This is a genomic window from Mycobacterium sp. NGS18 (assembly GCF_059813185.1).
The window spans coordinates 694383-721308 of record NZ_JCALEC010000001.1; the positions used below are offsets into that span (position 1 = coordinate 694383).

At 68.7% G+C, this 26926-nt stretch carries 26 protein-coding genes; 20 read left to right on the forward strand and 6 right to left on the reverse strand.

Features of this window, described 5'->3' with window-relative positions:
• The first annotated feature begins 71 nt into the window (after nt 1-71).
• The 3 genes from pdxS to pdxT are packed head-to-tail and all read left to right on the forward strand — an operon-like array spanning nt 72 to nt 2437.
• Nucleotides 72-989, forward strand: a complete 918-nt coding sequence (gene pdxS / locus AC5Y31_RS03535; protein ID WP_041319931.1) for a pyridoxal 5'-phosphate synthase lyase subunit PdxS — start codon at nt 72-74, stop codon at nt 987-989.
• A 9-nt stretch (nt 990-998) separates the two neighbouring features.
• The gene (gene tesB, locus AC5Y31_RS03540) at nt 999-1844 is read left to right on the forward strand and encodes an acyl-CoA thioesterase II (RefSeq protein WP_499978044.1); all 846 of its coding nucleotides are present in this window, start codon (nt 999-1001) and stop codon (nt 1842-1844) included.
• Nucleotides 1841-2437 carry a pyridoxal 5'-phosphate synthase glutaminase subunit PdxT gene (pdxT, locus tag AC5Y31_RS03545; protein ID WP_499978047.1) on the forward strand — a complete coding sequence of 199 codons (597 nt, stop codon included), beginning with the start codon at nt 1841-1843 and terminating at the stop codon, nt 2435-2437. Before tesB ends, pdxT begins: the two co-directional genes overlap by 4 nt.
• Nucleotide 2438: 1 nt before the next feature.
• Here pdxT and AC5Y31_RS03550 read toward each other — a convergent pair whose 3' ends face one another.
• On the reverse strand, nt 2439-4442 hold the full coding sequence (locus AC5Y31_RS03550) for a cellulase family glycosylhydrolase (RefSeq protein WP_499978048.1): 2004 nt from the start codon (nt 4440-4442) through the stop codon (nt 2439-2441).
• 189 nt (nt 4443-4631) lie between these two features.
• On the opposite strand from AC5Y31_RS03550, the gene AC5Y31_RS03555 reads away from it, so the two are divergent.
• The 4 genes from AC5Y31_RS03555 to ruvB all read left to right on the forward strand — a co-directional run bounded on the left by AC5Y31_RS03555 (nt 4632) and on the right by ruvB (nt 7662).
• Nucleotides 4632-5387, forward strand: coding sequence for a YebC/PmpR family DNA-binding transcriptional regulator (locus AC5Y31_RS03555; protein ID WP_499978049.1), 756 nt, complete (start codon nt 4632-4634; stop codon nt 5385-5387).
• Between the two features lie 81 nt (nt 5388-5468).
• On the forward strand, nt 5469-6026 hold the full coding sequence (ruvC, locus tag AC5Y31_RS03560) for a crossover junction endodeoxyribonuclease RuvC (RefSeq protein ID WP_065023185.1): 558 nt from the start codon (nt 5469-5471) through the stop codon (nt 6024-6026).
• On the forward strand, nt 6023-6613 hold the full coding sequence (ruvA, locus tag AC5Y31_RS03565) for a Holliday junction branch migration protein RuvA (RefSeq protein WP_499978052.1): 591 nt from the start codon (nt 6023-6025) through the stop codon (nt 6611-6613). The genes ruvC and ruvA overlap by 4 nt, the downstream gene beginning before the upstream one ends.
• Nucleotides 6610-7662, forward strand: a complete 1053-nt coding sequence (gene ruvB, locus AC5Y31_RS03570; RefSeq protein WP_065023187.1) for a Holliday junction branch migration DNA helicase RuvB — start codon at nt 6610-6612, stop codon at nt 7660-7662. The genes ruvA and ruvB overlap by 4 nt, the downstream gene beginning before the upstream one ends.
• 3 nt (nt 7663-7665) lie before the next feature.
• Here ruvB and gabT read toward each other — a convergent pair whose 3' ends face one another.
• Nucleotides 7666-9006, reverse strand: coding sequence for a 4-aminobutyrate--2-oxoglutarate transaminase (gene gabT / locus AC5Y31_RS03575; RefSeq protein ID WP_109470668.1), 1341 nt, complete (start codon nt 9004-9006; stop codon nt 7666-7668).
• Between the two features lie 31 nt (nt 9007-9037).
• Nucleotides 9038-9358, reverse strand: a complete 321-nt coding sequence (locus AC5Y31_RS03580) for a hypothetical protein (protein WP_499978053.1) — start codon at nt 9356-9358, stop codon at nt 9038-9040.
• 178 nt (nt 9359-9536) lie between these two features.
• Here AC5Y31_RS03580 and yajC point away from each other — a divergent pair, with 178 nt between their 5' ends.
• The 6 genes from yajC (at nt 9537) to AC5Y31_RS03610 (ending at nt 18048) form a co-directional block, all read left to right on the forward strand.
• Complete coding sequence (gene yajC, locus AC5Y31_RS03585; RefSeq protein ID WP_499978055.1) at nt 9537-9845, forward strand: preprotein translocase subunit YajC; 309 nt, start codon at nt 9537-9539, stop codon at nt 9843-9845.
• A 172-nt stretch (nt 9846-10017) separates the two neighbouring features.
• On the forward strand, nt 10018-12111 hold the full coding sequence (gene secD / locus AC5Y31_RS03590; RefSeq protein WP_499978056.1) for a protein translocase subunit SecD: 2094 nt from the start codon (nt 10018-10020) through the stop codon (nt 12109-12111).
• A 4-nt stretch (nt 12112-12115) separates the two neighbouring features.
• Nucleotides 12116-13432: a protein translocase subunit SecF gene (secF, locus tag AC5Y31_RS03595; RefSeq protein WP_499978058.1), complete on the forward strand. Its 1317-nt coding sequence runs from the start codon at nt 12116-12118 to the stop codon at nt 13430-13432.
• 6 nt (nt 13433-13438) lie between these two features.
• Nucleotides 13439-15097 carry an ABC transporter substrate-binding protein gene (locus AC5Y31_RS03600; RefSeq protein WP_499978061.1) on the forward strand — a complete coding sequence of 553 codons (1659 nt, stop codon included), beginning with the start codon at nt 13439-13441 and terminating at the stop codon, nt 15095-15097.
• Entirely contained in the window at nt 15094-15639 is a 546-nt protein-coding gene (locus tag AC5Y31_RS03605) for an adenine phosphoribosyltransferase (protein WP_499978063.1), read from the forward strand. Before AC5Y31_RS03600 ends, AC5Y31_RS03605 begins: the two co-directional genes overlap by 4 nt.
• 87 nt (nt 15640-15726) lie before the next feature.
• Nucleotides 15727-18048 (forward strand): RelA/SpoT family protein, encoded by a 2322-nt coding sequence (locus AC5Y31_RS03610; RefSeq protein WP_065023206.1) that lies wholly within the window; start codon nt 15727-15729, stop codon nt 18046-18048.
• 80 nt (nt 18049-18128) lie between these two features.
• On the opposite strand, the gene AC5Y31_RS03615 is transcribed toward AC5Y31_RS03610, so the two are convergent.
• Nucleotides 18129-19013, reverse strand: a complete 885-nt coding sequence (locus tag AC5Y31_RS03615) for a peptidylprolyl isomerase (RefSeq protein WP_499978064.1) — start codon at nt 19011-19013, stop codon at nt 18129-18131.
• Between the two features lie 110 nt (nt 19014-19123).
• Here AC5Y31_RS03615 and AC5Y31_RS03620 point away from each other — a divergent pair, with 110 nt between their 5' ends.
• The 3 genes from AC5Y31_RS03620 to AC5Y31_RS03630 all read left to right on the forward strand — a co-directional run bounded on the left by AC5Y31_RS03620 (nt 19124) and on the right by AC5Y31_RS03630 (nt 21705).
• The gene (locus AC5Y31_RS03620; protein WP_499978137.1) at nt 19124-19801 is read left to right on the forward strand and encodes an MBL fold metallo-hydrolase; all 678 of its coding nucleotides are present in this window, start codon (nt 19124-19126) and stop codon (nt 19799-19801) included.
• The gene (gene hisS, locus AC5Y31_RS03625; protein ID WP_499978066.1) at nt 19798-21099 is read left to right on the forward strand and encodes a histidine--tRNA ligase; all 1302 of its coding nucleotides are present in this window, start codon (nt 19798-19800) and stop codon (nt 21097-21099) included. The genes AC5Y31_RS03620 and hisS overlap by 4 nt, the downstream gene beginning before the upstream one ends.
• A gap of 81 nt (nt 21100-21180) precedes the next feature.
• On the forward strand, nt 21181-21705 hold the full coding sequence (locus AC5Y31_RS03630) for an Rv2576c family protein (protein WP_082966308.1): 525 nt from the start codon (nt 21181-21183) through the stop codon (nt 21703-21705).
• Nucleotides 21706-21712: 7 nt separating this feature from the next.
• Here the strand turns inward: AC5Y31_RS03630 and AC5Y31_RS03635 are convergent, their stop codons facing one another.
• Nucleotides 21713-22228 carry a helix-turn-helix domain-containing protein gene (locus tag AC5Y31_RS03635; protein WP_499978068.1) on the reverse strand — a complete coding sequence of 172 codons (516 nt, stop codon included), beginning with the start codon at nt 22226-22228 and terminating at the stop codon, nt 21713-21715.
• A gap of 44 nt (nt 22229-22272) precedes the next feature.
• Between AC5Y31_RS03635 and AC5Y31_RS03640 the strand changes: the two genes are divergently transcribed.
• Nucleotides 22273-23058 carry an aldolase gene (locus AC5Y31_RS03640; protein ID WP_499978070.1) on the forward strand — a complete coding sequence of 262 codons (786 nt, stop codon included), beginning with the start codon at nt 22273-22275 and terminating at the stop codon, nt 23056-23058.
• Nucleotides 23059-23088: 30 nt separating this feature from the next.
• Nucleotides 23089-23961, forward strand: a complete 873-nt coding sequence (locus AC5Y31_RS03645; RefSeq protein ID WP_499978071.1) for a dihydrodipicolinate synthase family protein — start codon at nt 23089-23091, stop codon at nt 23959-23961.
• Nucleotides 23962-23968: 7 nt separating this feature from the next.
• On the opposite strand, the gene ypfJ is transcribed toward AC5Y31_RS03645, so the two are convergent.
• Nucleotides 23969-24844: a KPN_02809 family neutral zinc metallopeptidase gene (gene ypfJ / locus AC5Y31_RS03650; RefSeq protein WP_499978073.1), complete on the reverse strand. Its 876-nt coding sequence runs from the start codon at nt 24842-24844 to the stop codon at nt 23969-23971.
• 481 nt (nt 24845-25325) lie between these two features.
• Here ypfJ and AC5Y31_RS03655 point away from each other — a divergent pair, with 481 nt between their 5' ends.
• Nucleotides 25326-25625 (forward strand): PE family protein, encoded by a 300-nt coding sequence (locus AC5Y31_RS03655; RefSeq protein ID WP_065023201.1) that lies wholly within the window; start codon nt 25326-25328, stop codon nt 25623-25625.
• Nucleotides 25626-25639: 14 nt separating this feature from the next.
• On the forward strand, nt 25640-26860 hold the full coding sequence (locus AC5Y31_RS03660; protein ID WP_499978074.1) for a PPE family protein: 1221 nt from the start codon (nt 25640-25642) through the stop codon (nt 26858-26860).
• Nucleotides 26861-26926 lie beyond the last annotated feature (66 nt).

Genomic DNA, 26926 nt, shown 5'->3' on the forward strand with positions numbered 1-26926 from the left:
GAGCGGGAAAACCGGTGGCGTCGGCCCACTACACTGAGCGGGTATCAGTGGCCAGCAAGGAGAAGCATTCAGTGGACAGCGCGGCGCAGAACGGTTCGGCACCCGGCGGGCAGACGGGTACTGCGCGAGTGAAGCGCGGCATGGCCGAGATGCTCAAGGGCGGCGTCATCATGGACGTCGTCACCCCCGAACAAGCCCGGATCGCCGAGGGGGCCGGCGCCGTCGCGGTGATGGCGCTGGAGCGGGTGCCCGCCGACATCCGCGCTCAGGGCGGGGTGTCGCGAATGAGCGACCCCGACATGATCGAGAGCATCATCGCCGCGGTCACCATCCCGGTGATGGCCAAGGTGCGCATCGGGCACTTCGTCGAAGCGCAGATCCTGCAAAGCCTCGGGGTGGACTACATCGACGAGTCCGAGGTGCTCACCCCGGCCGACTACAGCCACCACATCGACAAGTGGCAGTTCACCGTTCCATTCGTGTGCGGGGCGACCAACCTCGGTGAGGCGCTGCGCCGGATCACCGAGGGCGCGGCCATGATCCGCTCCAAGGGGGAGGCCGGAACCGGCGACGTCTCCAACGCCACCACCCACATGCGTGCCATCGGCGGCGAGATCCGCCGGCTCACCTCGCTGTCCGAGGACGAATTGTTTGTCGCGGCAAAGGAACTGCAGGCGCCTTACGAACTGGTCGCCGAAGTCGCCAAGGCCGGCAAGCTGCCGGTGACGCTGTTCACCGCCGGTGGCATCGCCACCCCGGCCGATGCGGCGATGATGATGCAACTCGGCGCCGAGGGGGTGTTCGTCGGCTCCGGCATCTTCAAGTCCGGTGACCCGGCGGCGCGGGCGGCTGCCATTGTGAAGGCGACCACCTTCTACGACGATCCCGACGTGCTGGCCAGGGTGTCGCGCGGGCTGGGCGAGGCGATGGTCGGCATCAACGTAGAGGACATCGCGCAACCGCACCGGCTTGCCGAACGCGGCTGGTAGACATTCTCCGTGGCGATCGAAGAGATCCTCGATCTCGAGCAACTCGAGGTCAACATCTACCGCGGCAGCGTGTTCAGTCCGTTCTCGGCCGACAACCAGCGCACCTTCGGCGGGCACGTCGCCGGGCAGGCGCTGGTGTCGGCGGTGCGCACCGTGAACTCGAAGTTCCGGGTCCATTCCCTGCACGGCTATTTCCTTCGGCCCGGAGACGCCAAGGCCCCCACGGTTTTTCTGGTCGAACGCGTGCGTGACGGCGGTTCGTTCTGTACGCGGCGGGTCAATGCGGTGCAGCACGGCGAGACCATCTTCAACATGTCGGCGTCGTTCCAGAGCGAACAACGTGGCATCGAACACCAGAACGCGATGCCCGGCGCACCCGACCCGCAGGACCTGCCCGACATCGCCGCGATGAAGGCCTTCGACGACGCGGGCTTCAAGGCGTTCGCCGAATGGGATCTGCGCCGGGTGCCGCGCAAATCGCTGCCGCACATTCCGGGCAAGGTTGCCGAGCAGCAGGTCTGGTTTCGCCACCGGGATCGGTTGCCCGACGACCCGGTACTGCACATCTGTGCGCTGGCCTATATGAGCGACCTGACTTTGCTGGGCTCCGCCTGGTCGATCCACGCGGGCGACCGCGACCACCTGCAGGTGGCCTCACTGGACCATGCGATGTGGTTCATGCGTCCCTTCCGCGCAGACGAGTGGCTGCTCTATGACCAGTCGTCGCCGTCGGCGGGCGCCGGCCGGGCGCTGACCCAGGGCAAGATCTACAACCAGGCCGGGGACATGGTGGCGGCCGTCATGCAGGAGGGGCTGACCCGATACCCGTCCGGATACACCCCCGCCGGTCAGTGAGCGGCCCGCGCATCGGCGTGCTCGCACTACAGGGCGATGTGCGCGAACACCTCGCCGCAGTTGCCGGCGTCGGCGCCGAGCCGGTGCCGGTGCGTCGCCGTGCGGAACTCGACGCCGTCGAGGCGCTGCTGCTTCCCGGTGGGGAGTCGACCACCATGAGTCATCTGCTGCGGGAGCTGGAACTGGTCGATGTGCTGCGGGCCCGGCTGGCCGACGGGATGCCGGCCTACGGTTCTTGCGCGGGAATGATCCTCTTGGCGAGTGAGATCGCCGATGCCGGCGCCGAGGGGCGTGCCGCCATCCCGTTGGCCGGCATCGATATGACGGTGCGGCGCAACGCTTTCGGACGACAGGTGGACTCCTTCGAGGGCGACGTGAGCTTCGCCGGACTGGCCGAGCCGGTGCACGCGGTGTTCATCCGGGCGCCCTGGGTGGAGCACGTCGGGCCCGAGGTACAGGTGCTGGCCGAGGTCGCCGGGCATCCGGTCGCGGTGCGACAGGGCGGCGTGCTGGCCACGTCGTTTCACCCGGAGGTGACCGGGGATCGTCGGATCCACCGGCTGTTCGTCGACATCGTTGCCGGGCAGGCCTGAGCTAGCCGGCGGGCCGCACCGTGACGGTGACGGTGTCGGCGCCGTCGTTCGATGCGATGGTCAGCATGGCGGCGTTGGGCTCCGACACCACGTGGCCGCCGGTGACACTCACCTGATAGCCGTTCGGGTATTCGACCAGCGGCGTGGAGATGGTGGTCCTGGACCCGGCATCGAAACTGCCCAGGCCGTCGGCCCGCTCGGTGGAGTAGCTGAACTGGAAGGTCCCGGTTGTCGAGTCGAACGACCAGGTAGTCGGCGTACCCGAAATCTCCTGCGGGTACGGGGCGGCCAGCGTTGCCAGCTTCTCGGCGTCGACGTTGTCACCGGCGGGGGGCTGGTCGGGGTCACGGACCAGCCATCCGTAGCCGCCGCCGGTGGTGGTGATGTCGCCCTTGTCGGTGTACTCCCACTCCGCCCAGCCGAAGCGGTACTGGTCGGCGATCTTGAGCATGTCGCTGATGTGTGCGTAGTCGTTGGTGGATCCGAACTCACTCAGGAAGACCGGGATATTGTGTGAGTTTCCGTACTGCACCGCATCGCTCGCACTCTGGGCGCCGAGTCCGAACCCGGGCAGGAACTTGTCGGCGTAGTCGTGGAACGACAGCACGGTGTTCGGGTCGTCGACGGTGCCCAGGGTCAGCGGCAGCCCATTGGTGGTGAGCAGGTCCGGTTCGAAGTACACCGATGTGCTCGGGTCGACGGACCTGATTGCCGAGATCACCTGGTTGTAGAACGGCGTCAAGATCTGGGCGCCGAAGTAGGAGCCCACCCCGTTGCTGCCTCCCCAGGGTTCGTTCATGATCTCGTAGCCGGCCACGTCCGGGTTGCCGTTGAAGTAGTCGGCGATGTACTGCCACGTCAGCGCGTAGTGGTTGAGCAGCCCCACTTCATCCGGGGCTTTCGCGTTGGACCACAGCGCATCCCAGGCGGCGTACTGGGCCGGGTTGAAGAAGTAGTCGAGCGGGAAGCCCAGGTTGAGGTTGGGCATGCCACCGGTCTGGGTCGCCCACTCCGGCGCGCCCTCCCCGCCGAACACGCTGCTGTAGCTGTCCTGGTGCATGTCGAGAATGACGCGAATGCCGTGGCTTGCCAGGGTCTGCACGGTCTCGTTGATCGAGTCGAGGTAGTCGCGATCGAAGACGCCGGGCTGCGGTTCCACCCCGGCCCAGATGACGCCCAACCGCACCACGTTGAACCCGTTGGCGGCGAGGAATTGCGCGTCGTCGTCGCTGAAGCCGCTCGCCGAAGGCGTGAACGGCGGCAGCTTGTACACCTGGTTGAGCCCGTGCAGCATGACGACGCGGCCGTCGCTGTCGGTGATCCAACTTCCGGTGACGCCCAGCCCGCCGTCGGTGGCGACCGGTGGCCCGCTCGCCAGGGTGCCGAAGTGGCCGACCGTGCCGTGGCTGCCGAGGATGCCGCCGTTGCCGCCCGCTCCGCCGAGCGGGGGCAGGCCGCTGGCGGTGTCGCCGTCGCCGGCGTTGCCGCCGTCGCCGCCGACCCCGAACAGCCAGCCGCCGACGCCGCCGTCACCGCCGCGCGCACCGGCGCCCCCGTCACCCCCGTCGCCACCGTTACCGAAGAGGCTCAGCGCCGCCCCGCCGTGGCCGCCGGCCTCACCGCTCCCGGTGGCGTCCCAGCCGTCGCCCCCGTCGCCGAACAACAACCCTCCGTCGCCGCCATTGGGGTTCTCGGCCGTTCCGGCGGCGCCGTCACCGATCAGATAGAGCCCGGAGAGCTGGTTGACGACGCCGGCGATCTGCTGCCCGAAATCGCTGTTGATCCACTCCTCGATACCGGTGTGCAGGGGTTCGATGACCCACTGCTGAAACGAGGCCTCGGCGGCGGCCGCGAACATGTCCGGGTCGGCGAACCAGGCGCCGATGTCGAAATCCTCGGCACAGGCCTGCGGTGCAGTGGTCAACGAGGCGATCCCGACGGCCAGGAAGGCCCCAACCGCCGTGCCCGCGCCGGCGACCCGACGCCGCGCCTTCTTAGACTTCACACTGCGACTGCACAGGTTGTCGGGCATAAAGACCTCCACGACGTTGTGAGTGATCTCATAATTATCACGGTTATCGCCGGCGCGCGCGTGATTGGCGCAGCAAGTACCGCGCACGATGCGGCCGCACCGACACGGTGGCCGTAGACTCGGCACGCGAACTTTTCTCCAGTAACAGTGAGGTAGGGCGGCATGAGCGGCCATTCCAAGTGGGCCACCACCAAGCACAAGAAGGCCGTCATCGACGCCCGCCGCGGCAAGAACTTCGCCCGGTTGATCAAGAACATCGAGGTCGCGGCCCGGGTTGGCGGCGGCGACCCGTCGGGCAACCCCACGTTGTACGACGCCATCCAGAAGGCCAAGAAGAACTCGGTGCCCAACGACAACATCGAGCGGGCCCGCAAGCGTGGCGCCGGTGAGGAAGCCGGTGGCGCGGACTACCAGACCATCACCTATGAGGGCTATGGGCCCAACGGGGTGGCGGTGCTCATCGAGTGCCTGACCGACAACCGCAACCGCGCTGCCAGCGAGGTGCGGGTGGCGATGACCCGCAACGGTGGCCAGATGGCCGACCCGGGCTCGGTCGCCTACTTGTTCAGCCGCAAGGGGACGGTCACCCTGGACAAGAACGGGCTGACCGAGGACGACGTGCTGGTGGCGGTGCTGGATGCCGGCGCCGAGGACGTCAGCGACCTGGGGGAGAGCTTCGAGGTGATCTCCGAGCCGGGCGACCTGGTGGCGGTGCGTACCGCTCTGGTTGACGCCGGCATCGACTACGACTCGGCCGAGGCCAGCTTCCAGCCGTCGGTCAGCGTCCCGGTGGACGTCGAGGGCGCACGCAAGGTGTTCAAGCTGGTCGAGGCGCTCGAAGACAGCGATGACGTACAGAACGTCTGGACCAACGTCGATCTGTCCGACGAGGTGCTGGCAGCGCTCGAAGCCGAGTAGCGCCTCCGCGTGTCCTACCGCGCGGTGTCGGTCCCAACCGCTACTGTTCGAACAGATGTTCACTACGGTAGGGAGCGTGCGGTGCGGGTGATGGGTGTCGACCCCGGGCTGACCCGCTGCGGGTTGTCGGTGGTCGAGGGCGGCCGGGGGCGCCAGGTGACCGCCTTGGACGTCGACGTGGTCCGCACGCCGGCCGATCAGCCCCTGCCGCAGCGGTTGCTGACGATCAGTGACACCGCCGAGCACTGGCTCGATACCCACCGCCCCGACGTCGTCGCCGTCGAGCGGGTGTTCTCCCAGCAGAACGTCTCCACCGTGATGGGCACCGCCCAGGCCGGTGGGGTGATCGCGCTGGCTGCCGCCCGCCGCGGCATCGATGTGCATTTCCACACGCCCAGTGAGGTCAAGGCCGCGGTGACCGGCAACGGCACGGCCGACAAGGCGCAGGTCACCGCGATGGTCACCAGAATCCTTGGGCTGCAGCAGAAGCCGACACCCGCCGACGCGGCGGACGCGCTCGCGTTGGCGATCTGTCACTGCTGGCGCGCCCCGATGATCGCCCGGATGGCGGCCGCCGAGGCGCTGGCCGCCGAAGCGCGGCGCCGCTACACCGCCAAACTCAAGGCGGCGCGGGCATGATCTCTTCCGTGCGCGGTGAGGTCATCGACATCGCACTCGATCATGTGGTGGTCGAGGCGGCCGGGGTCGGCTACAAGGTGATGGCCACCCCGGCGACGCTGTCGACGGTGCGCCGCGGCAGCGAATCGCGGTTGATCACCGCGATGATCGTGCGTGAGGATTCCATGACGCTGTACGGCTTCCCCGACGCCGACGCGCGTGATCTGTTCCTGACGTTGATCGGGGTGTCGGGAATCGGGCCCAAGATCGCAATGGCCGCCCTGGCGGTCTATGACGCGGCCGCGCTGCGCCGGGTGCTGGCCGACTCCGACGTCACGGCGCTGACCCGGGTGCCCGGCATCGGTAAGCGTGGGGCCGAGCGCCTGGTGCTGGAATTGCGCGACAAGATCGGGCCGGTGGCAGCAGCAGAGGGTGCCGTCTTCAACGGTCATGCCGTGCGCGCCCCGGTCATCGAAGCCCTTGTCGGGCTGGGTTTTGCCGCCAAGCAGGCCGAGGAGGCCACCGACAAGGTGCTCGCCGAGGATCCCGACGCCAACACCTCTGATGTACTGCGGACCGCGCTGAGCCGGCTGGGGAAGACCAAGTGAGCGAACCCGACGACGCAGATGCCCGCGAGGTGTCCCCGGCGCTGACGGTCGGTGAGGGCGATATCGACGCCGGCCTGCGCCCACGCAGCCTGGCGGAGTTCATCGGCCAGCCCCGGGTGCGCGAGCAGTTGCAGCTGGTGATTGAGGGCGCCAAGAACCGCGGCGGTACACCGGATCACATCCTGCTGTCCGGCCCGCCCGGGCTGGGCAAGACGTCGCTGGCGATGATCATCGCCAGCGAGCTGGGCAGCTCCTTGCGGGTGACCTCGGGGCCCGCGCTGGAACGGGCCGGAGATCTGGCGGCGATGCTGTCGAATCTGGTCGAGCACGATGTGCTGTTCATCGACGAGATCCACCGCATCGCCCGGCCCGCCGAAGAGATGCTGTACCTGGCCATGGAGGACTTCCGGGTCGACGTCGTGGTCGGCAAAGGTCCAGGGGCGACATCGATTCCGCTGGAAGTGGCACCGTTCACCCTGGTCGGGGCGACCACTCGCTCCGGCGCGCTGACCGGCCCGCTGCGGGACCGGTTCGGCTTCACCGCGCACATGGATTTCTACGAGCCGGCCGAACTGCAGCGGGTGCTGACGCGCTCGGCGGCGATCCTGGGCGTCGAGCTCGGGGCCGAAGCGGCCGCCGAGGTCGCACGCCGATCCCGTGGCACCCCGCGGATCGCCAACCGATTGCTGCGCCGGGTACGCGACTACGCCGAGGTGCGCGCCGACGGGGTGATCACCCGCGACGTGGCCAAGGCCGCCTTGGCCGTTTACGACGTCGACGAGCTGGGTCTGGACCGCCTCGACCGTGCGGTGCTGTCGGCGTTGACCCGAAGTTTCGGCGGCGGGCCGGTCGGCGTTTCCACCCTGGCGGTGGCGGTGGGGGAGGAGGCGGCCACCGTCGAGGAGGTCTGCGAGCCGTTCCTGGTGCGCGCCGGGATGGTTGCCCGCACCCCGCGGGGCCGCGTCGCGACCCCGGCGGCCTGGACGCACCTGGGCATGGTGCCGCCGGCCGGCGCGGCGGGACTGGGGCAACAAGGGCTGTTCGAGTAGGCCCTACAGCTTGGCGAGTTCGCCGGCCAGCACGTCCAAGCCCTCGGTGAGCAACTCGTCAGTGATGGTCAACGGCGGCAACAGGCGCAACACGTTGCCGAACGTGCCGCAGGTCAACACGATCACGCCGGCCCGATGACACGCCGCCGCCAGCGCTTGGGTCAGCGCCGGATCCGGTTCGGCGCTGCCGGACCGCACCAACTCGACGGCGATCATGGCGCCGCGGCCGCGGACGTCGCCGATGCGGTCGTCATCAGCCTGCAGCCGGCCCAGGCGCTCGAAGACCACCCGCTCGATCTGCCGGGCCCGCCCGACCAGGTCGTCGGCCTCGACGGTGGCCAACGCCCCCAGTGCCGCCGCGCATGCCACCGGGTTGCCCCCGAACGTCCCGCCCAGGCCGCTGACCTGGGGGGCGTCCATGATCTCGGCGCGGCCGGTGACCGCCGACAGCGGGAGCCCCCCGCCGATGCCCTTGGCGGTACAGATCAGGTCGGGCTCGATGGGTTCGTGCTCGCAGGCGAACATCGCGCCGGTGCGCGCGAAGCCGGTCTGCACCTCGTCGGCGATGAACACCACGTCGTTGTCGCGGCACCAGGCCAGCACCGCGGGCAGGAAACCCGGTGCCGGAACGATGAATCCGCCCTCACCCTGGATCGGTTCGATGACCAGCGCGGCCAGGTTGTGGGCGCCGATCTGGTTCTCCAGGACACCGATGGTGCGCTCGGCGGCCCGCTCGCCGTCGCTGCCCAGCTCCTTGTCGATCAGGCCGTCCCGGTAGGGGTAGGACGTCGGCGCGCGGTAGACGTCGGGTGCGAACGGCCCGAAGCCGCTCTTGTAGGGCATCGACTTGGCCGTCAGCGCCATGGTCAGGTTGGTCCGGCCGTGGTAGCCGTGGTCGAACGCCACCACCGCGGACTTACGGGTGTAGGACCGAGCGATCTTGACGGCGTTCTCCAAAGCTTCCGCGCCGGAGTTCAGCAGCACCGAGCGCTTCTCGAACCTGCCCGGGGTGAGCCGGTTGAGTGCTTCGGCGACGGCCACATACCCCTCGTAGGGCGTCACCATGAAGCAGGTGTGGGTGAACTCGCCGACCTGCTGGCGTACCCCGTCCACCACGCGGGGTGCGGCATTGCCGACGGTCGTCACCGCGATACCCGAGCCCAGATCGATCAGCCGGTTGCCGTCGACGTCCTCGACGATGCCTCCTGCGGCGCGCGCCGCGTAGACCGGCAACGTGCTGGCCACCCCGCGTGCCACGGCCGCCGCGCGGCGCCCGGCCATCCGCACCGAACCGGGGCCGGGGATCTCGGTGGCCAGGTGACGGCTCTGCGGCAGCGGCGGCACAGACATGACAGGTCTCCTCAGCGGCCGCGGTTCAGACTTGGCCGAGCGGGCGGCAGGCGTTGCCGAAGGGGTTCCACCATTCCCCGGCCGGGCAGTCCAGCGGTGTCGGGCCCTGACCGAGAGGCATGCAGGTGTTGGTGCTGGGCTCCCAGTACTGGCCGCCGGGGCAGTCCAGCGGTGTCGGGCCCTGACCGAGGGGCATGCAGGTGTTGGTGCTGGGCTCCCAGTATTGACCGCCCGGGCAGTCCAGTGGTGCCGCCGACCCGATGGCGGGCGCTGCGATCGCTCCTAGCGCCAGGGGAGCCGCCGCCAACGCCACCGCGGTAGCCAGACCCCACGCAAAGCTTCTCATCGGCCAACCTTCCCTCAAGAATCCTGACCCCCGATTTCCCCCACAGCCTAAGGGGCCAACTGCGGTCCCGGCGTCGAGTCGCGCCACACAATGGCAGACTGTTGTCATCACAGCGGCCCGTCACATCTGGTCGGGTGCTGAAATCCAGTACGAACAAGTTGAAAGATCGGTTGTCGTCATGAACAGCATGGTTGCCTTCCTGCCGCTATTCATCGTCATGGGCGCGTTCATGTTCTTCGCCTCGCGGCGGCAGAAGCGCGCGATGCAAGCCACCATCGACCTGCACGAGTCGCTGCGGGTGGGGGACCGGGTCCACACCACCTCCGGGATGGAGGCCTCGATCACCGGTATCACCGACGACACCGTGGATCTGGAGATCGCGCCCGGCGTGGTGACCACCTGGATGAAGCTGGCGATCCGGGACAAGATCGAGCCGGAAGAGCTCACCGCTGACGCCGCGGTCGAACAGGCCACCGAAGACGCCTAGCGGCGATCGCGAGCACGACGCGCGGAACGCCCGCCCAACGACCGAGCCCGCCAGCCGGGCACGTACCCTTTTGCGGGTGCAGTCGAACTGATCGTCGCGAGCTGGCCCCCCGCGGAGCAGCCCCGACGATCGCGAGAGCGCATCGTGCAATGAGCGAAGGAGACTCAACAACGTGGCATCGCCTTCGGCACCGGTGCACCCTGCCCGCAACATGGCGGTGTTCCTGGCAATGCTCATCGGCGTCTTCCTGCTGGTGTTCCTGACCGGAAACAAGCTCGCCGAGCCCAAGCTCGGCATCGACCTGCAGGGCGGCACCCGCGTGACGCTCACCGCCCGCACACCCGACGGCTCCGCCCCGACCCGCGACGCGCTCAACCAGGCCCAACAGATCATCAGCGCGCGGGTCGACGGCCTGGGGGTGTCCGGGTCCGAGGTCATCATCGACGGCAACAACCTGGTTATCACGGTGCCGGGCAGCGACGGTAACGAAGCGCGCACCCTCGGGCAGACGGCCCGGCTCTACATCCGGCCGGTGATCAGCGGGGTCTCGGTGGAGGAGGCCAAGCAGGCCGGCGGCGGCCAGATGCCCGGACTTCCGGGCGGACCCGGGCGGCCCGGCCTGCCGCCGGGCGTTCCCGGCGTCCCGGGTGGCGTTCCCGGCGTCCCGGGTGGAATTCCGGGCATGCCTGGCGGTATCCCCGGCGCCCCGGGCGGAGTTCCCAGCATGCCGGGCCTGCCCGGCTCGCCGGCCACCGGCGGCCAGTTCGGTTCGGGCGGGCAGGGCCTGCCGGGCGGTGGCGGTGCCGGCGGCGAAGGCGCGTTCGGCGGCGGTGCGTTCGGCGGAGGCAACGAGTCGCATCCCCAGCAGCCCCTGATGCCACCGGCGCAGCCGCGGCCCTACCCCCTGGAGCCGGCCCCCTCGCCGACCACCACCGCGGAGAGCCCCGGGCCGGAGAACACCACCGAGGTTCCCGGCGGCACCGGGTCCCCGGGCGTCCCGCAGCCGGGTACGCCCGGTGAGGCGCCGATCCCCGGAGCGCAACTGCCGGGCATGCCGCCGGTTCCCGGCCAACCGGGCCAGCCGCAGGGCCTGGCGGCCCGCATCGCCGCCGAGAAGCGGCTGCGCCAAAGCGACAACAAGGTGGTGCAGGCCCTGGCCCTGCAGATCCAGGCCAGCCGGTGCGACAAAGAAGACATCCTGGCCGGCAACGACGACCCGGATCTGCCGCTGGTGACCTGCTCGCAGGACCACCAGACCGCCTACCTGCTGGCGCCGTCGATCATCAGCGGTGACCAGATCGCCGACGCCAGCTCCGGAATGGATCAGCGCAGCGGCTCCAACATCGTCCAGGTGCAGTTCAAGAGCGCTGCCGCCGACATCTGGGCGGACTACACCGCGGCCCACATCGGCACCCAGACCGCGTTCACCCTGGACTCTCAGGTGGTCAGCGCGCCGCAGATCCAAGAGGCGATCCCCGGCGGCCGCACCCAGATCACCGGCGGCTCACCGGGATTCACCCAGGACGAGGCACGTCAGCTGGCCAACGTATTGAAGTACGGGTCGCTGCCGCTGTCGTTCGAGGCCTCGGAGGCCGAAACCGTTTCGGCCACACTGGGAATGACCTCGCTGCGGGCGGGTCTGATCGCCGGCGCGATCGGCCTGGCGTTGGTGCTGATCTACTCGCTGCTCTACTACCGGGTGCTCGGGGTGCTGACCGCGCTGTCGCTGGTGCTTGCCGGCGCCATGGTGTACGCGATCCTGGTGCTGTTGGGCAGATACATCAACTACACGCTCGACCTGGCCGGCATCGCCGGTCTGATCATCGGTATCGGCACCACCGCCGACTCGTTCGTGGTGTTCTTCGAGCGCATCAAAGATGAGATCCGAGAAGGCCGTTCGTTCCGCTCGGCGGTGCCGCGCGGCTGGACGCGGGCCCGCAAGACGATCGTGTCCGGCAACGCGGTGACCTTCCTGGCCGCGGCGGTGCTGTACTTCCTGGCGGTCGGCCAGGTGAAGGGCTTCGCGTTCACCCTGGGGCTGACCACGATCCTGGACTTGGTCGTGGTGTTCCTGGTGACCTGGCCGCTGGTGTACCTGGCGTCCAAGTCGCCGACGCTGGCCAAGCCGACCTACAACGGCCTCGGCGCGGTTCAGCAGGTGGCACGCGAGCGGCGGGCGGTAGCCAGGGCGGGCGGCAGACCGAGTGGCAGGCCCGGAGCCAAAGCGGGCGCGCGCGTGACCGCCCAGTCGACGGGACAGGGATAGCCAGATGGCCAAACCGAGCACCAAGGGCGGCACGAAGCGCGCCACGAAGAACACCGACGCGGTCGAACTGACCGACACCAGCACCGCCGTCGAGGAGACGGCCCGCAAGACCACCGGCACGCCGCGGCCGCCGAAGCACAGCTTCTTGTCGCGGCTCTACACCGGTACCGGTGCGTTCGAGGTCATCGGCAAGCGCCGGCTGTGGTACGCGGTCAGCGGCGCAATGGTCGCGATCGCCATCTTGAGCATCCTGATCCGCGGCTTCACCTTCGGTATCGACTTCGCCGGCGGCACGAAGGTCTCGTTCCCGCGGGGCGAGACCTCGGTCACCCAGGTCGAAGATGTCTTCCGCAGCAGCGTCGGCAACAGCCCCGAATCGGTGGTGGTGGTCGGCAACGGCTCGTCGGCGACCGTGCAGATCCGCGCCGAGACGCTCACCAACGAACAGACCGAGAAGCTGCGCGACGCCCTGTTCGACGCGTTCCAGCCCGTCGGCCCCGACGGGCAGCCCAGCAAGCAGGCGATCAGCGACTCGGCGGTGTCGGAGACCTGGGGCGCGCAGATCACCCAGAAGGCCGTGATCGCGCTGGTGGTGTTCCTGCTGCTGGCGTCGCTCTACATCACAGTCCGCTACGAGTGGTACATGACGCTGGCGGCGATGATCTCCATGGTCTTCGACGTCCTGGTCACCGCCGGGGTGTATTCGCTGGTCGGCTTCGAGGTCACCCCGGCCACCGTGATCGGGTTGCTGACGATTCTCGGGTTCTCCATCTATGACACCGTCATCGTGTTCGACAAAGTCGAGGAGAACACCCACGGCTTCGAACACAAGACCCGGCGCACCTACGCCGAAGAGGCCAACCTGGCGGTCAACCAGACCTTCATGCGGTCGATCAACACCAGCCTGATCTCGGCGCTGCCGATCATGTCGCTGATGGTGGTTGCGGTGTGGCTGCTGGGGGTGGGAACGCTGCAGGACCTCGCGCTGGTGCAGTTGGTCGGGGTCATCGTCGGCACCTACTCGTCGATCTACCTGGCGACGCCGCTGCTGGTCACCCTGCGGGAGCGCACCGAGCTGGTGCAGAACCACACCCGCAAGGTGATGCGGCGCCGCAAAGCCGCTACCGGCACCACGTCCGCACCGGCCGTCTTGGAAGGCGCGGACGACGCCGAGGACACCGCCGAGGACGACGACGAGGCGACCGTGGCCGCGGGTGCCTCCGCCCCGTCACCGGCCGCCCCGGCACCGGGCGCCAAGCCGGTGCGCCCCACCAGCCGGCGCAGTCAGCGTCCGACCGGCAAGCCGGACGCCGGACGGTAACGGAAGATGGCGGCCCGCTGTCGGCCTGCGGCGGCGTGGGTGGTGGCGATCGCCACCGCGGTGGGCGCCTGGTCGGCGTCGGCATGCACCAGCGCCACCGTCGATCAGATCGACTACGCCGTCGACGGCGGCCTGAACACTTACAACACCACCTCGGTGGCCGGTGCCGCCTCGGCGGCACCGCAAGCGTTCTCGCGCACCCTGACCGGCTTCGGCTACCACGGCCCCGAAGGCCAGATCGTCACCGACCACGACTTCGGCAGCATCTCGGTGGTGGGACGCTCCCCACTGGTGCTGGACTACCAGATCGCTGAAGCGGCGGTCTATTCCGACGGCCACCCGATCGCCTGCGACGACCTGGTGCTGGCCTGGGCGGCTCAATCCGGGCGGTTCGGCGGCTTCGACGCCGCCAGCCGCGCCGGCTACCTCGACATCGAGCACATCGACTGCGAGCCCGGCGCCAAGAAGGCCCGGGTGTCGTTCTTCCCCGACCGCAACATCGTCGACTACGAGGAACTGTTCGCCGCGACCTCGATGATGCCGTCGCACGTCCTCAGCGCCAAGCTCGGACTGAACGTCGCCGAGGCGGCGCTGGGCAGACTCGGGCCGGTCGAGGAGGTCATGCCCAAGGTCGCCGAGGCCTGGAACACCACCTGGCAGCTCGACCACAACGCCGACCTGCGGAACTTCCCGTCCTCGGGTCCCTACAAGATCGACACGGTGCTCGACGGGGGCGCGGTGGTGCTGGTGGCCAACGACCTGTGGTGGGGCGCCAAGCCGGTCACCAAGCGAATCACGGTGTGGCCGCAGGGCGCCGACATCGCCGACCGGGTCAACAAACGCGTCGTGGAAGTCGTCGACGTGGCGACCGGGTCGGCCGGGTCCGTGATCACCCCGGACGACTACCAGAGCAGCGACACCCCGTCGGGCGGTATCGAACAGCTGATCTTCGCCCCGACCGGGCCGCTGTCGGAGATCCCGGCGCGCCGAGCGGTGGCGCTGTGCACCCCGCGCGACGTGATCGCCCGCGACGCCGGTGTGCCGATGGTCAACTCGCGCCTGAACACCGCCATGGACGACGCGTTCGACCAGGCCGAGAACGTGCCCGAGGCCGAGCAGTTCGTCCACGCCGACCCAGGTGCCGCCCGCGACACGCTGGGCGGCAAACCCCTGACGGTGCGGATCGGCTACCGCGGGCCCAACACCCGGCTGGCCGCGGTGGTCGGGGCGATCAGCGGATCGTGCGCCCCGGCCGGCATCACCGTCACCGAGGTGGCCTCCGACGGCATCGGGCCGCAGGCGCTGCGCGACGGGCAGATCGACGTGCTACTGGCGAGCACCGGCGGATCCACCGGCAGCGGCTCGACCGGGTCATCGGCGATGGACGCCTACGAACTGTTCAGCGGCAACGGCAACAACCTGTCCGGCTACCACAACGACCAGATCGACGGCATCATCTCCGCACTGGCGGTCACCGCCGACCCCGCCGAGCTGGTGCGGCTGCTGGCCGAGAGCGCCCCGGTGCTGTGGGCCGACATGCCGACCCTGCCGCTGTACCGCCAGCAGCGCACCCTGCTGTCGTCGAAGAAGACCTACGGCGTGGCCGCCAACCCCACCCGCTGGGGTGCCGGCTGGAACATGGACCGCTGGGCGCTGCAACAGTGAGAACAGCCGGAACGGCAGACGATGGCGCCGCCGAGATCATCGCGTCGTTGACCCGCGAAGTGGCCGACTTCCCGAGCCCCGGCATCGCGTTCAAAGACCTCACCCCGGTGTTCGCCGACGCCGCCGGGCTGGCCGCGGTCACCGACGCGCTGGCCCGAATCGCCGCCGGGGCCGACGTGGTGGCCGGCATCGACGCCCGCGGATTTCTGCTGGCCGGGGCGGTCGCCGCCCGGCTCGGGGTGGGGGCGCTGGCGGTCCGCAAGGGCGGCAAACTGCCGCCGCCGGTGCTCACCGAGGCCTATCAGCTCGAATACGGCCAGGCGGTGCTGGAAATCCCCGCCGACGGCATCGCGTTGGCCGGCCGCCGGGTGGTGATCCTCGACGACGTTCTGGCCACCGGTGGCACACTGGCTGCCACACAGCGGCTGTTGTGCCGCGCCGGAGCCGAGGTCGTCGCGGCGGCCGTCGTGCTGGAGCTGGCCGATATGGGCGGACGCGCCGCGGTGGCGCCGTTGCCGCTGCACAGCCTGCGCCGGATTTAGCCGATATTCTCGTGGTCGGAGGTGAGCTACGTGGGCTCTGACGAGGGCTTCGAGGCCGAGCGGCGCGAGAAGGAGGGCGGCCAGCCGGTGGCGGTCTTCCAGCCGCCTGACCAGGACTCGCCCACCGAGCGCACCGATCTGCTCAAGGTGCCCACCAGCGCCTCGCGGCGGGTGCGGGCCCGGATCGCCCGCCGGATCACCGCCCAGCGCGGCGCGCTGAGCCCGGTGCTCGAGCCGCTGGTCGCGGTGCACCGGCAGTTCTACCCGAAGGCGAACCTGGCGCTGCTGCAACGCGCCTACGAGGTCGCCGAACAGCGCCACGCCACCCAGCTGCGGCACTCCGGGGACCCTTACATCACGCATCCGCTGGCGGTGGCGACCATCCTGGCCGAACTGGGCATGGACTCCACCACGTTGGTGGCCGCGCTGCTGCACGACACCGTCGAAGACACCGGCTACACCGTGGAGGCGCTCGCCGGGGAGTTCGGCGACGAGGTCGCCCACCTGGTCGACGGGGTGACCAAGCTGGACAAGGTGGTGCTGGGCACCGCGGCCGAAGCCGAGACGATCCGCAAGATGGTCATCGCGATGGCGCGTGACCCGCGGGTGCTGGTGATCAAGGTCGCCGACCGGCTGCACAATATGCGCACCATCCGCTTCCTGCCGCCGGAGAAGCAGGCCCGCAAAGCCCGTGAGACGCTGGAAGTCATTGCGCCCCTGGCGCATCGGCTGGGTATGGCCACCGTCAAATGGGAGCTCGAGGATCTGTCGTTCGCGATCCTGCACCCGAAGAAGTACGAGGAGATCGTGCGGCTGGTGGCCGACCGGGCGCCGTCGCGCGACACCTACCTGGCCAAGGTGCGCACCGAGATCATCAACACGCTGGCGAAGTCCAAGATCGCCGCGACCGTCGAGGGCCGCCCCAAGCACTACTGGTCGATCTATCAGAAGATGATCGTGCGGGGCCGCGACTTCGACGACATCTACGACCTGGTGGGGCTGCGGATCCTGTGCGACGAGATCCGGGACTGCTACGCCGCGGTCGGCGTGGTGCACTCGCTGTGGCAGCCGATGGCCGGCCGTTTCAAGGACTACATCGCCCAGCCGCGCTACGGCGTCTACCAGTCGCTGCACACCACGGTGATCGGCCCGGAGGGCAAGCCGCTGGAGATCCAGATCCGTACCCGCGAGATGCACCGCACCGCCGAATACGGCATCGCCGCGCACTGGCGCTACAAGGAAGCCAAGGGCCGCAACGGGGTTCCGCACCCCAACGCCGCCGCCGAGATCGACGACATGGCCTGGATGCGTCAGCTGCTGGACTGGCAGCGGGAGGCCGCCGACCCCGGCGAGTTCCTCGAGTCGCTGCGCTATGACCTGGCCGTCAAAGAGATCTTCGTCTTCACGCCCAAGGGCGACGTGATCACCTTGCCCACCGGTTCGACCCCCGTCGACTTCGCCTACGCCGTGCACACCGAGGTCGGCCACCGCTGCATCGGTGCCCGCGTCAACGGCCGGCTGGTGGCGCTGGAACGCAAGCTGGAAAACGGCGAAGTGGTCGAGGTTTTCACCTCCAAGGCCCAAAACGCCGGGCCGTCCCGGGACTGGCAGCAGTTCGTGGTGTCGCCGCGGGCCAAGGCAAAGATCCGGCAGTGGTTCGCCAAGGAGCGCCGCGAGGAGGCACTGGAGTCCGGCAAGGACGGGATCGCCCGCGAGGTGCGCCGGGTGGGCCTGCCACTGCAGCGGCTGGTCAACGGCGAGTCGATGGCCGCGGTGGCCCGCGAACTGCACTACAGCGACGTGTCCGCGCTCTACACCGCGGTTGGTGAGAACCACATCTCGGCGCACCACGTCGTGCAGCGGCTGGTGGCCCAGCTCGGCGGCGTGGATCAGGCCGAGGAGGACCTGGCCGAGCGGTCCACCCCGATGACCGCGCTGCGCCGGCCGCGCAGTGACGACGTCGGGGTCGAAGTGCCCGGAGCGCCCGGCGTGCTGACCAAACTGGCCAAGTGCTGCACCCCGGTACCCGGCGACACCATCATGGGCTTCGTCACCCGCGGCGGCGGGGTGAGTGTGCACCGCACCGACTGCACCAACGCCGACTCGCTGCGCCAGCAGGCCGAGCGGATCATCGACGTCAAGTGGGCGCCGTCGCCGTCGTCGGTGTTCCTGGTGGCCATTCAGGTCGAAGCGCTGGATCGGCACCGGCTGCTGTCGGACATCACCCACGCACTCGCCGACGAGAAGGTCAACATCTTGTCGGCGTCGGTGACCACGTCCCGCGACCGGGTGGCGATCAGCCGGTTCACCTTCGAGATGGGCGACCCGAAGCATCTCGGGCACCTGCTCAACGTGGTCCGCAACGTCGAGGGCGTCTACGACGTCTACCGGGTGACGTCCGCGGCCTAGTTGCGTTTCTTGGCACGAGCAGTCGCGAAAGCCCCCAAAAACGCCCGTCAGAAGGGGCTTTGGCGACTGCTCGCCGGGGACTAGTCGGCGCGGACGGACTTGACGGTCACCTTGGTGACGGGCGGGCCGTCGGTGCCGCCGCCTTGGACGCCGGCCGCGGCGATCTTGTCCAGGGTGTCCAGCCCGTCCTGCTGAATCGTGCCGAACACCGTGTACTGCGGCGGCAGCATCGAGTCCTGGTACACCAGGAAGAACTGACTGCCGTTGGTGCCGGGCCCGGCGTTGGCCATCGCCAGGGTGCCGCGCGGGTAGCGCACCGGCTGCTGCGCGGCCGGGTCGTTCGCCGCGTACTGGTCGGTGGGGTATTCGTTGGCGAACTCGTATCCCGGGCCACCGGTGCCGTCACCGGCCGGATCGCCGCACTGCAGCACGCTGAGCATCGGTGACGTGGTCAACCGGTGACACTGGGTGCCGGAGAAGAAGTCCTTGGCGCCCAGGCTGATGAAACTGTTGACCGTGCAGGGGGATTGGGCGTTGTTGAGCATCAACCCGATGGGGCCCTGGTCGGTCATCAGCGACACGCTGACCTCGGCCGGCTCGGTGGGGACCTTGCCGGAGCGCGGCGGATCGACCGGCTTGCCGGCCGGGCGCGCCTTCGGGTACTGGCAATCGGCGCCCAGGGTGGGCGAGGCGGTGAACTTCGGCAGCTGCCCGGGTTCGGCCGGCGACGCCGAAGCGGAGTCGGCCGGCTCGGAGGTCTCCGACGTCGAGGAGGCGTTGACGCTGCCGGTATCGCCGTCGCCGCGCAGCACCACGAACACCACACCGGCCACCAGCAGCACGGCCACCACCGCGCCGGCGATCATCAGGATCCGGCGCTGCTTGCGGGCCGCCTCGGCGCGCTCCTGCACCTGCTGGTCCAGCTTGCGCTTGGCTTGGGCGCGCCGTTCTTCATTCGTGGACACCGCCGGATTACCTCCCTGGCTCGCGGGTGAGTCGGCTCTACAGTCTGCCAAAGTCTGCCAGCACCGCCCACGTCCACGCCGCAACGGCGCGCAATGGGAAACTGGTGCACGTGTTGGTCACCGGATTCCCCGCCGGAATGCTGGCGTGCAACTGTTACGTGGTGGCGCAGCGGCAAGGCGCCGACGCGATCGTCGTCGACCCCGGCCAGCGGGCGATGCCCCGGCTGCGCCACATCCTCGACGAGAATCGGCTGACGCCGTCCGCGGTGCTGCTCACCCACGGCCACATCGACCACATCTGGTCGGCGCAGAAGGTCTCCGACACCTACGGCTGCCCGACCTACATCCACCCCGAGGACCGCTTCATGCTTACCGACCCACTGCGGTCGCTGGGCACGCTGCCGGGCCAGGCGTTGTTCGGCGTCTTGAGCAAGGTGATGTTCTCCGAGCCCAAACAGCTGGTCGAACTCGAGCGCGACGGGGACAAGATCGGCCTGGGCGACACCACCGTCACCGTCGATTTCACTCCCGGGCACACCCGCGGTTCAGTGGTCTTCCGGGTCGAAGGCGACGCCGACGAGATGGTGTTCAGCGGGGACACCCTGTTTCAGAACTCGGTCGGCCGCACCGATCTGCCCGGTGGCAGCGGCCGCGATCTGCTGACCTCGATCGTCGACAAGCTGTTGTGCCTCGACGATGCGACCGTGGTGCTGCCCGGCCACGGACCCGCGACCACCATCGGCGCCGAGCGCCGGTTCAACCCGTTCCTGGAAGGGCTGAGTGCGTGAGCACCTTTGCCGCCCCCAAAGGGGTGCCCGATTACGTCCCACCCGCTTCGGCCGGCTTCGTCGCGGTGCGCGACGGGTTGTTGGCGGCGGCCCGTCGTGCCGGCTACGGCGACATCGAGCTGCCGATCTTCGAGGACACCGCGCTGTTCGCCCGGGGGGTGGGGGAGTCCACCGATGTGGTGTCCAAGGAGATGTACACCTTCGCCGACCGCGGAGACCGGTCGGTGACGCTGCGCCCCGAGGGCACCGCCGGGGTGGTGCGCGCGGTGATCGAGCACGGACTGGACCGCGGGCAGCTGCCGGTCAAGCTCTGTTACTCCGGGCCGTTCTTCCGCTACGAGCGTCCGCAGGCCGGCCGGTACCGGCAGCTGCAGCAGGTCGGGGTGGAGGCGATCGGCGTCGACGATCCGGCGCTGGACGCCGAGGTGATCGCGGTGGCTGACGCCGGGTTCCGCTCCCTGGGCCTGGACGGCTTCCGGCTGGAGATCACCTCGCTGGGCGATGACACCTGCCGGCCGGCCTATCGAGAGTTGTTGCAGCAGTTCCTGTTCGGGCTCGACCTCGACGAGGAGACCCGCCGCCGCGCCCAGATCAACCCGCTGCGGGTGCTCGACGACAAACGCCCGCAGGTGCGCGAGATGACCGCCGCCGCACCGCTGATGCTCGATCACCTCTCCGATGCGGCCAAACAGCATTTCGACATTGTGTTGGCACATCTGGATGCCCTGGGGGTGCCCTATGTGATCAACCCGCGGATGGTGCGCGGCCTGGACTACTACACCAAGACCACCTTCGAATTCGTGCACGACGGGCTCGGCGCGCAGTCCGGCATCGGCGGGGGTGGGCGCTACGACGGGCTGATGAGCCAGCTCGGTGGGCAAGACCTGTCCGGGATCGGCTTCGGGCTCGGGGTCGACCGCACCTTGTTGGCGCTGGCCGCCGAGGGCAAGACGGTGGGGGTGCGCACCCGCTGCGACGTCTTCGCGGTGGGACTGTCCGAGGCGGCCAAACTGCGCTTGGCGGTGCTGGCCGGCCAGTTGCGGGCCGCCGGTGTGCGGGTGGATCTGGCCTATGGCGGTCGCGGCCTCAAGGGCGCGATGCGCGCCGCCGACCGCTCCGGCGCCGTGATCGCCCTGGTCGCCGGTGACCGCGACCTGGAGGCCGGCACCGTCGGCGTCAAGAACCTGGCCACCGGCGAGCAGGTCGATGTGCCGATCGACGGCGTGGTCGCCGAGGTCGCGGGCCGGCTACCGCGAGCTTGCGACGATGCCGGAAAATCCGGGGAAACGCCTGCGTGAGCGCATTTTCGCCCCCCGCGGGCGACGCGATTCAGAGCGTCCGGTGCTGACCCTCCGGTACCGTGACGCGGTATGACGACCATGCGGAACGTGACAGTCAGGTTCGGAACGGTGCTGCTGATGGCCGCCGCCGGAGTGGCAGCCAGCCAAGCGACCTCCCTTGCGGACCCCGAGCCCACGACGCCGCCGACGGCCGAAAGCCCGGCCGAAGCCCCGGCGGCAGCCCCGGCCGAGAACTCAACAGAGCCCTCGGGCGAAGCACCCCCGAAGAAAAGCTCGACCAACGGTCACGAGGTCACCTACACCATCACCGCTACCAGCGACCTGAACACCAACATCTCCTACATCAAGACCGACCCGCCGAGCATGGCGGCCTACAACGCCAACGCCTCGGAGTACCTCGAGACCGTCAGGGCGCCGATCGCCGGGGGGCAGCCGCTGGTTTACACCGCCACGCTGGCCGACCCGGGCCAGTGGGCGCTGGTCACCGCCAGCGGAGGCTTGCGGGTCAACCCCGAATTCCACTGCGAGATCGCCGTCGACGGCGAGGTGGTGGTCTCCCAGCAGGGCGGCAGCGGCGTGTCGTGCTCGACGCGCCCCTGGTAGCCGCAGCTCACCGCGCGGCCACGACGACGACCTCGGCGGGCTCACTGCCCACTGTGCGGAGGCGGTGGCTGATCGAGGCGTCGAAGTAGGCGCTGTCGCCGGCGGTCAGCGTCCACGTCGCATCGCCGTACTCCAACTCGACGGTTCCGGTGTGGACGAACACGAACTCCTGGCCCTGGTGTAGGGGATGGGCGTCGCGCGCGGTGCGCCCGGTGGGCCGTACCACAAACGGGGACATCGACTTTGCCAGCATGCCTGACGCCATCGCCCGGTAGCGTTGCCGGTCCGCGGTGCGGTCGGCGGCCCGGTCGACGGCGATTTTGTCCTCAGCGCCGCGTTCGGAGAACAGTTGTGCCACATCGGCATCCAAGGCCTGGGCGACTTTGATGGCCGTCGCGATCGATGGTGTGCTGTGACTGCGTTCGATCTTGGACAGGTAGCTCTTGGTCAGCCCGGTCCGCTCGGCGAGGGCTTCGAGGGTGAGCCCGCGTTGCTTGCGGACCGCGCGCAACAGTTCGGTCATCACCCCATGATGACACAAGGTGTCCTATCGAATACCATGTTGTCATGGCCGAGACATTCACCGACTCCAAATCCGAGTTGATGCAGCGTGCGGAGCGTCGATTCGCGGAGAACTTCGGGCAAGACAGCTGGTCGACCCGCCAGAAACTGGCGTTGACCTGCCGCGCGCTGTTCGACCGCGGCCACGACTCGGGGCTGGCCGGTCAGATCACCGCCCGGGCCGAGACGCCCGGCGCCTACTACACCCAGCGGCTCGGCCTCGGGTTCGACGAGATTACCGACGCCAACCTGCTGCTGGTCGACGAAGACCTCAACGTCATCGAGGGCGAGGGGATGGCCAACCCCGCCAACCGATTCCACAGCTGGATCTACCGGGCCCGTCCGGACGTGCAGTGCATCGTGCACACCCATCCGTTCCACGTGGCCGCGTTGTCGATGCTGGAGACTCCGCTGGTCATCTCGCACATGGACACGACACCGCTCTATGACGACTGCGCGTTCCTGCCGAACTGGCCCGGAGTGCCAGTCGGCAACGAGGAGGGCGAGATCATCTCCGAAGCCATCGGCGACAAGAAGGCGATACTGCTGGCGCACCACGGCCAGATCGTGGCCGGCGCCAGCGTGGAGGAGGCCTGTTCGCTGGCGGTGCTGATCGAGCGTGCCGCCGCGCTGCAGCTGGCCGCCATGGCCGCCGGGACCATCAAAGAACTTCCGGAGAAGCTGGCCCGTGAAGCCCACGACTGGACCCTGCTGCCCAACCGCAGCCAGGCCAACTTCGCCTACTACGCCCGCCGCGCCTTGGCCGGCCACCCCACTGTGATCAATCAGTAAAGGGATCACCCGATAAGCAAGGAGTCTCTCGTGGCAGCACAGTTATCTGGAGTCATCGGCTACCCGGTGACGCCGTTCCGCGACGGCGGAATCGACACCACGGTCCTGACCACCGTCATCGACCGGCTCGTCGAGGCCGGGGTGCACGCCATCGCTCCGCTGGGCAGCACCGGTGAACTCGCCTATCTCGACGAGGTCGAGTTCGAGACCTGCGTCGACGCCTCGATCGCCGCGGTCGCCGGACGCCTGCCGGTGCTGGTCGGGGTCTCGGATCTGACCACCGCGCGTACCGTGCGCCGCGCCCGCTATGCCGCGCAGGCCGGTGCCGACGCGGTGATGGTCTCGCCGGTGTCGTACTGGAAACTGTCCGAACGCGAGATCACCGCGCATTACCGGGCCGTCTCCGATGCCATCGATATCGACATCGTGGCCTACAACAATCCGGCTACCTCCGGGATCGACATGAGTCCCGACCTGCTGGTGGCCATGTTCGAGGGCATCGAGCACGTGACCATGGTCAAGGAGTCCACCGGTGATCTGAGCCGGATGCTGAGGATCGCCACCCTGTCCGACGGGCGCCTGCCGTTCTTCAACGGCAGCAATCCGCTGGTGCTCGAGGCGCTGCGGGCCGGTGCGGCCGGTTGGTGCACCGCGGCACCCAATCTGCGTCCGCAGCCCTGCCTGGACCTCTACACCGCGGTCACCGCGGGTGAGTTGGACAAGTCTCAGGCGTGCTACGACAACCTCAAGCCGCTGTTGGAGTTCATCGTGGCCGGCGGGCTGCCCACCACGATCAAGGCCGGCCTGGAGATGCTCGGGGTGCCCGCCGGGGAACCTCGTCGCCCGTTGTTGCCGCTGGACGAGGCGGGGCGGTCCGAACTGCGCGGGCTACTGTCGCTTTGACCCGGGGCTAACCGAGGTCGGCAGCGGCGAAGGTGTCGCACTTGTTGGGTTCGCCGCTCTGATAGCCGACGGTGAACCAGTGCTGGCGCTGCGTCGAAGCGCCATGGGTCCAGGACTCCGGGTTGACGCGGCCGGTGGCGGCCTGCTGGATGCGGTCGTCACCCACCGAGGAAGCCGCGGACAGCGCGTCGCGGATGTCCTCGTCGGTCAGCGGCTTCAAGAACGGTACGCCGGTGCTCTTCTGTTTGGTCACCGACGCATAGTGCGCCCACACCCCGGCGTAGCAGTCGGCCTGCAATTCGGTGCGCACCCCGGCGCCGGTCGCGCCCTGCGCACCGTGCTGGGCTCGGCCGAGCACGCCGCGCAGGTTCTGCACATGGTGGCCGAACTCATGGGCCACCACATATTCCTGGGCCAGCGGCCCGCTGCTGGAGCCGAACTGGTCGACGAGCACCTGGAAGAAGTCGGTATCGAAGTAGGCGGTCTGGTCGGCGGGACAGTAGAACGGCCCGACCGCGCTGTTGGCGACCCCGCATCCGGTGCTGGTCTGCCCGGTGAAGAGCTGCACCTGGGGGCGGCTGTAGCCGCGCAACAGCTCCGACCACACCGCGTCGACCGAGTTGGCGGTGGCCACCACCCGGCACTGCACGTATTTATTGGCGTCCGCCCCGGTGCGGCATTTGCTGAGGTCGAATCCCGGCGCCGTGTACTGCCCGCGATCTACCGGCTGCTGGCTGAGCACATCGCCGGGATCGGCCCCCAGCAGCAGCGCCACCACCATGATCACCAGCCCGGCGACACCACCGCCGATGGCGATCCCACGACCGCCGCCGCCGGATGAGGTGGTGCTGGTATCGATCTGCATGCCTTCGTTGAAGGTCATCGCACGCTCCGTCGGATTTCCGTAGGTTCAAGGTGGCCGGCCGACCTGCTTGTGGGGCTCCTTAGCTTTGCACATCCGCGCCGGCGACCCGGGCGGGTTGACGGCGGCTGACGGGGCCTAATGCCGGTACTTCGCTAAGTGAAGACAACGTTGTCTGACCAGTTCCCAAACCTTTACTGAATGTTTGTCGCCGTGCTGTACGGGGCGCTGACGCCGGTGTTACGTTCTGCTTCCGGCTGCAGTGGGAGATCACTCCTGCAACGGCCGCCACAGCTATCCGGAGAGGTGGTTTGCTCGGTGGACACGTCAGCTCATCCCGTTACGCGCCTTCAGTGGCGCCGCGGCCCGAGCTGCCGGTCGCATCGGCAACCAAAGCTTTATCAGACCGTTATTACACGAGTCCGCTAGAGTGACGCGCGTCAACTACTGACCCAGACTTCGTTCGCGTAACACCACATCGCTGCAGGTTCCAGGAGGAAAGATGTCATTCGTAACCGCCCAGCCGGAGGTTTTGACGGCGGCTGCGGGCAGCCTGTCCGGAATCGGTGATTCTATGACCGCGGGCATGGCCGCCGCGGCCGCCCCCACCACGGGTGTGGTGCCCCCTGCCGCCGACATGGTGTCGGCGATGACTGCTGCCCAGTTCGCTACCCACGCGCAGCTTTTTCAGCAGGTCAGCGCCCAGGCTGCGGCGGTTCACCAGCAGATCGTGGCCACCTTGAGCGGGAACTCGAACGCCTACGCCCTCACTGAGGCTGCCAACGCCGCATCGGCCGGCTGAGTCAGGGCGCGTCAATGAGCTTCAGTGTGTTTCCGCCGGAGATCAACTCCGGCTTGATCTATACCGGGCCGGGTTCGGCGCCTCTGCTGGAGGCGGCAGCGGCTTGGACCAACCTGGCAGCCGAACTGTCGACGTCAGCGACGGCGACGCACTCGGTGGTCACCAACCTCGCTTCGACCTGGACCGGGATGGGGTCGGCGGCGGCGACGTCTTCGGTGGCGCCGTATGTTGCCTGGCTGCAGCAGGCGTCGGCCAACGCCACCCAGAACGCGGCACTGGCCACGCAGGCGGCCGCCCTGTTCGAGGCGGCCCGGGCCGGGTCGGTGCCGCCGCCGGTGATCGCGGCGAACCGGGCGATGCTGCTGGCGTTGATCTCGACCAACTTCTTCGGGCAGAACACCCCGGCGATCGCCGCGACCGAGGCCCAGTACGAGGCGATGTGGGCGCAGGACGGCGCCGCGATGGACACCTACAACGGCTCGGCCCAGGCCAACAACAACCTGATGCAGGTCCAGTCGTCGCCGCCGAACTCGGCACAGGCGACGTCGTCGACGCCCGGGTCGGCCGACGGAAGCTCCGGAGCTCCGATCCCCGGAGACGGCACCACCCCGCCCGTCAACCCGGGCTACAACCTGTCGACCGTCGGCGGGATCATGGAAACGCTCGGCATCGATCCGAGCGCGCTCGGCATCACCGACGCGACTCTCCTTGCCACCCCGATCAACTCGCTGACCTCGCCCATGACGATGGGTACTTCGTTCGGCATGATGGCGATGCGCATGCTGATGATGCTCCCGCAGCTCGCCCGTATGGGCGCGATGGGCGGCACGATGGGCTCCCTGGCGGGCCAGACCGCCGGCGCCGGCGGCGCCGGAACCCTGATGACCCAGATCGGCGACTTCGTCAACGACAAGCTGCAGGGCGCGGTCGGCGTGCTGGCCGGCCACTTCAGCTCGGCCACTAACGCCATCTCCGCCAAGCTCGGCCAGGCCGCCTCGATGGGGGCGCTGAAGGTGCCGCAAGCGTGGTCGATGGCCGCCGACGGCATGGTCCGTGCCGCTCCGGTGCTGCCGTCGACCACGGTCAGTGCCCCCATTCAGACCATGTCGGCGTCATCGGGGCTGCCCGGTGGCCCGTTCGGCAACGCGCTCATGGGCGCCATGGCCGGACGCGGACTCGGAGCGGTCGCCGCCAAGGCCCCCAAAGTTATGCCCCGTTCGCCGGCCGGCGGGTAACGGAAGGGGCCTGAACACACGTGTCCGCCGGGCCGCCGCCCGGCACCACAACGAATTCCGAGCAAG

Bases quoted from the DNA above. Each gene is read 5' to 3' on its own strand.
- AC5Y31_RS03555 (WP_499978049.1), top strand. From the start codon at position 4,632: ATGAGCGGCCATTCCAAGTGGGCCACCACCAAGCACAAGAAGGCCGTC.
- ruvA (WP_499978052.1), top strand. From the start codon at position 6,023: ATGATCTCTTCCGTGCGCGGTGAGGTCATCGACATCGCACTCGATCAT.
- AC5Y31_RS03580 (WP_499978053.1), bottom strand. From the start codon at position 9,358: ATGAGAAGCTTTGCGTGGGGTCTGGCTACCGCGGTGGCGTTGGCGGCG.
- yajC (WP_499978055.1), top strand. From the start codon at position 9,537: ATGAACAGCATGGTTGCCTTCCTGCCGCTATTCATCGTCATGGGCGCG.
- secF (WP_499978058.1), top strand. From the start codon at position 12,116: ATGGCCAAACCGAGCACCAAGGGCGGCACGAAGCGCGCCACGAAGAAC.
- AC5Y31_RS03600 (WP_499978061.1), top strand. From the start codon at position 13,439: ATGGCGGCCCGCTGTCGGCCTGCGGCGGCGTGGGTGGTGGCGATCGCC.
- AC5Y31_RS03630 (WP_082966308.1), top strand. From the start codon at position 21,181: ATGCGGAACGTGACAGTCAGGTTCGGAACGGTGCTGCTGATGGCCGCC.
- AC5Y31_RS03635 (WP_499978068.1), bottom strand. From the start codon at position 22,228: ATGACCGAACTGTTGCGCGCGGTCCGCAAGCAACGCGGGCTCACCCTC.
- AC5Y31_RS03640 (WP_499978070.1), top strand. From the start codon at position 22,273: ATGGCCGAGACATTCACCGACTCCAAATCCGAGTTGATGCAGCGTGCG.
- ypfJ (WP_499978073.1), bottom strand. From the start codon at position 24,844: ATGACCTTCAACGAAGGCATGCAGATCGATACCAGCACCACCTCATCC.
- AC5Y31_RS03655 (WP_065023201.1), top strand. From the start codon at position 25,326: ATGTCATTCGTAACCGCCCAGCCGGAGGTTTTGACGGCGGCTGCGGGC.
- AC5Y31_RS03660 (WP_499978074.1), top strand. From the start codon at position 25,640: ATGAGCTTCAGTGTGTTTCCGCCGGAGATCAACTCCGGCTTGATCTAT.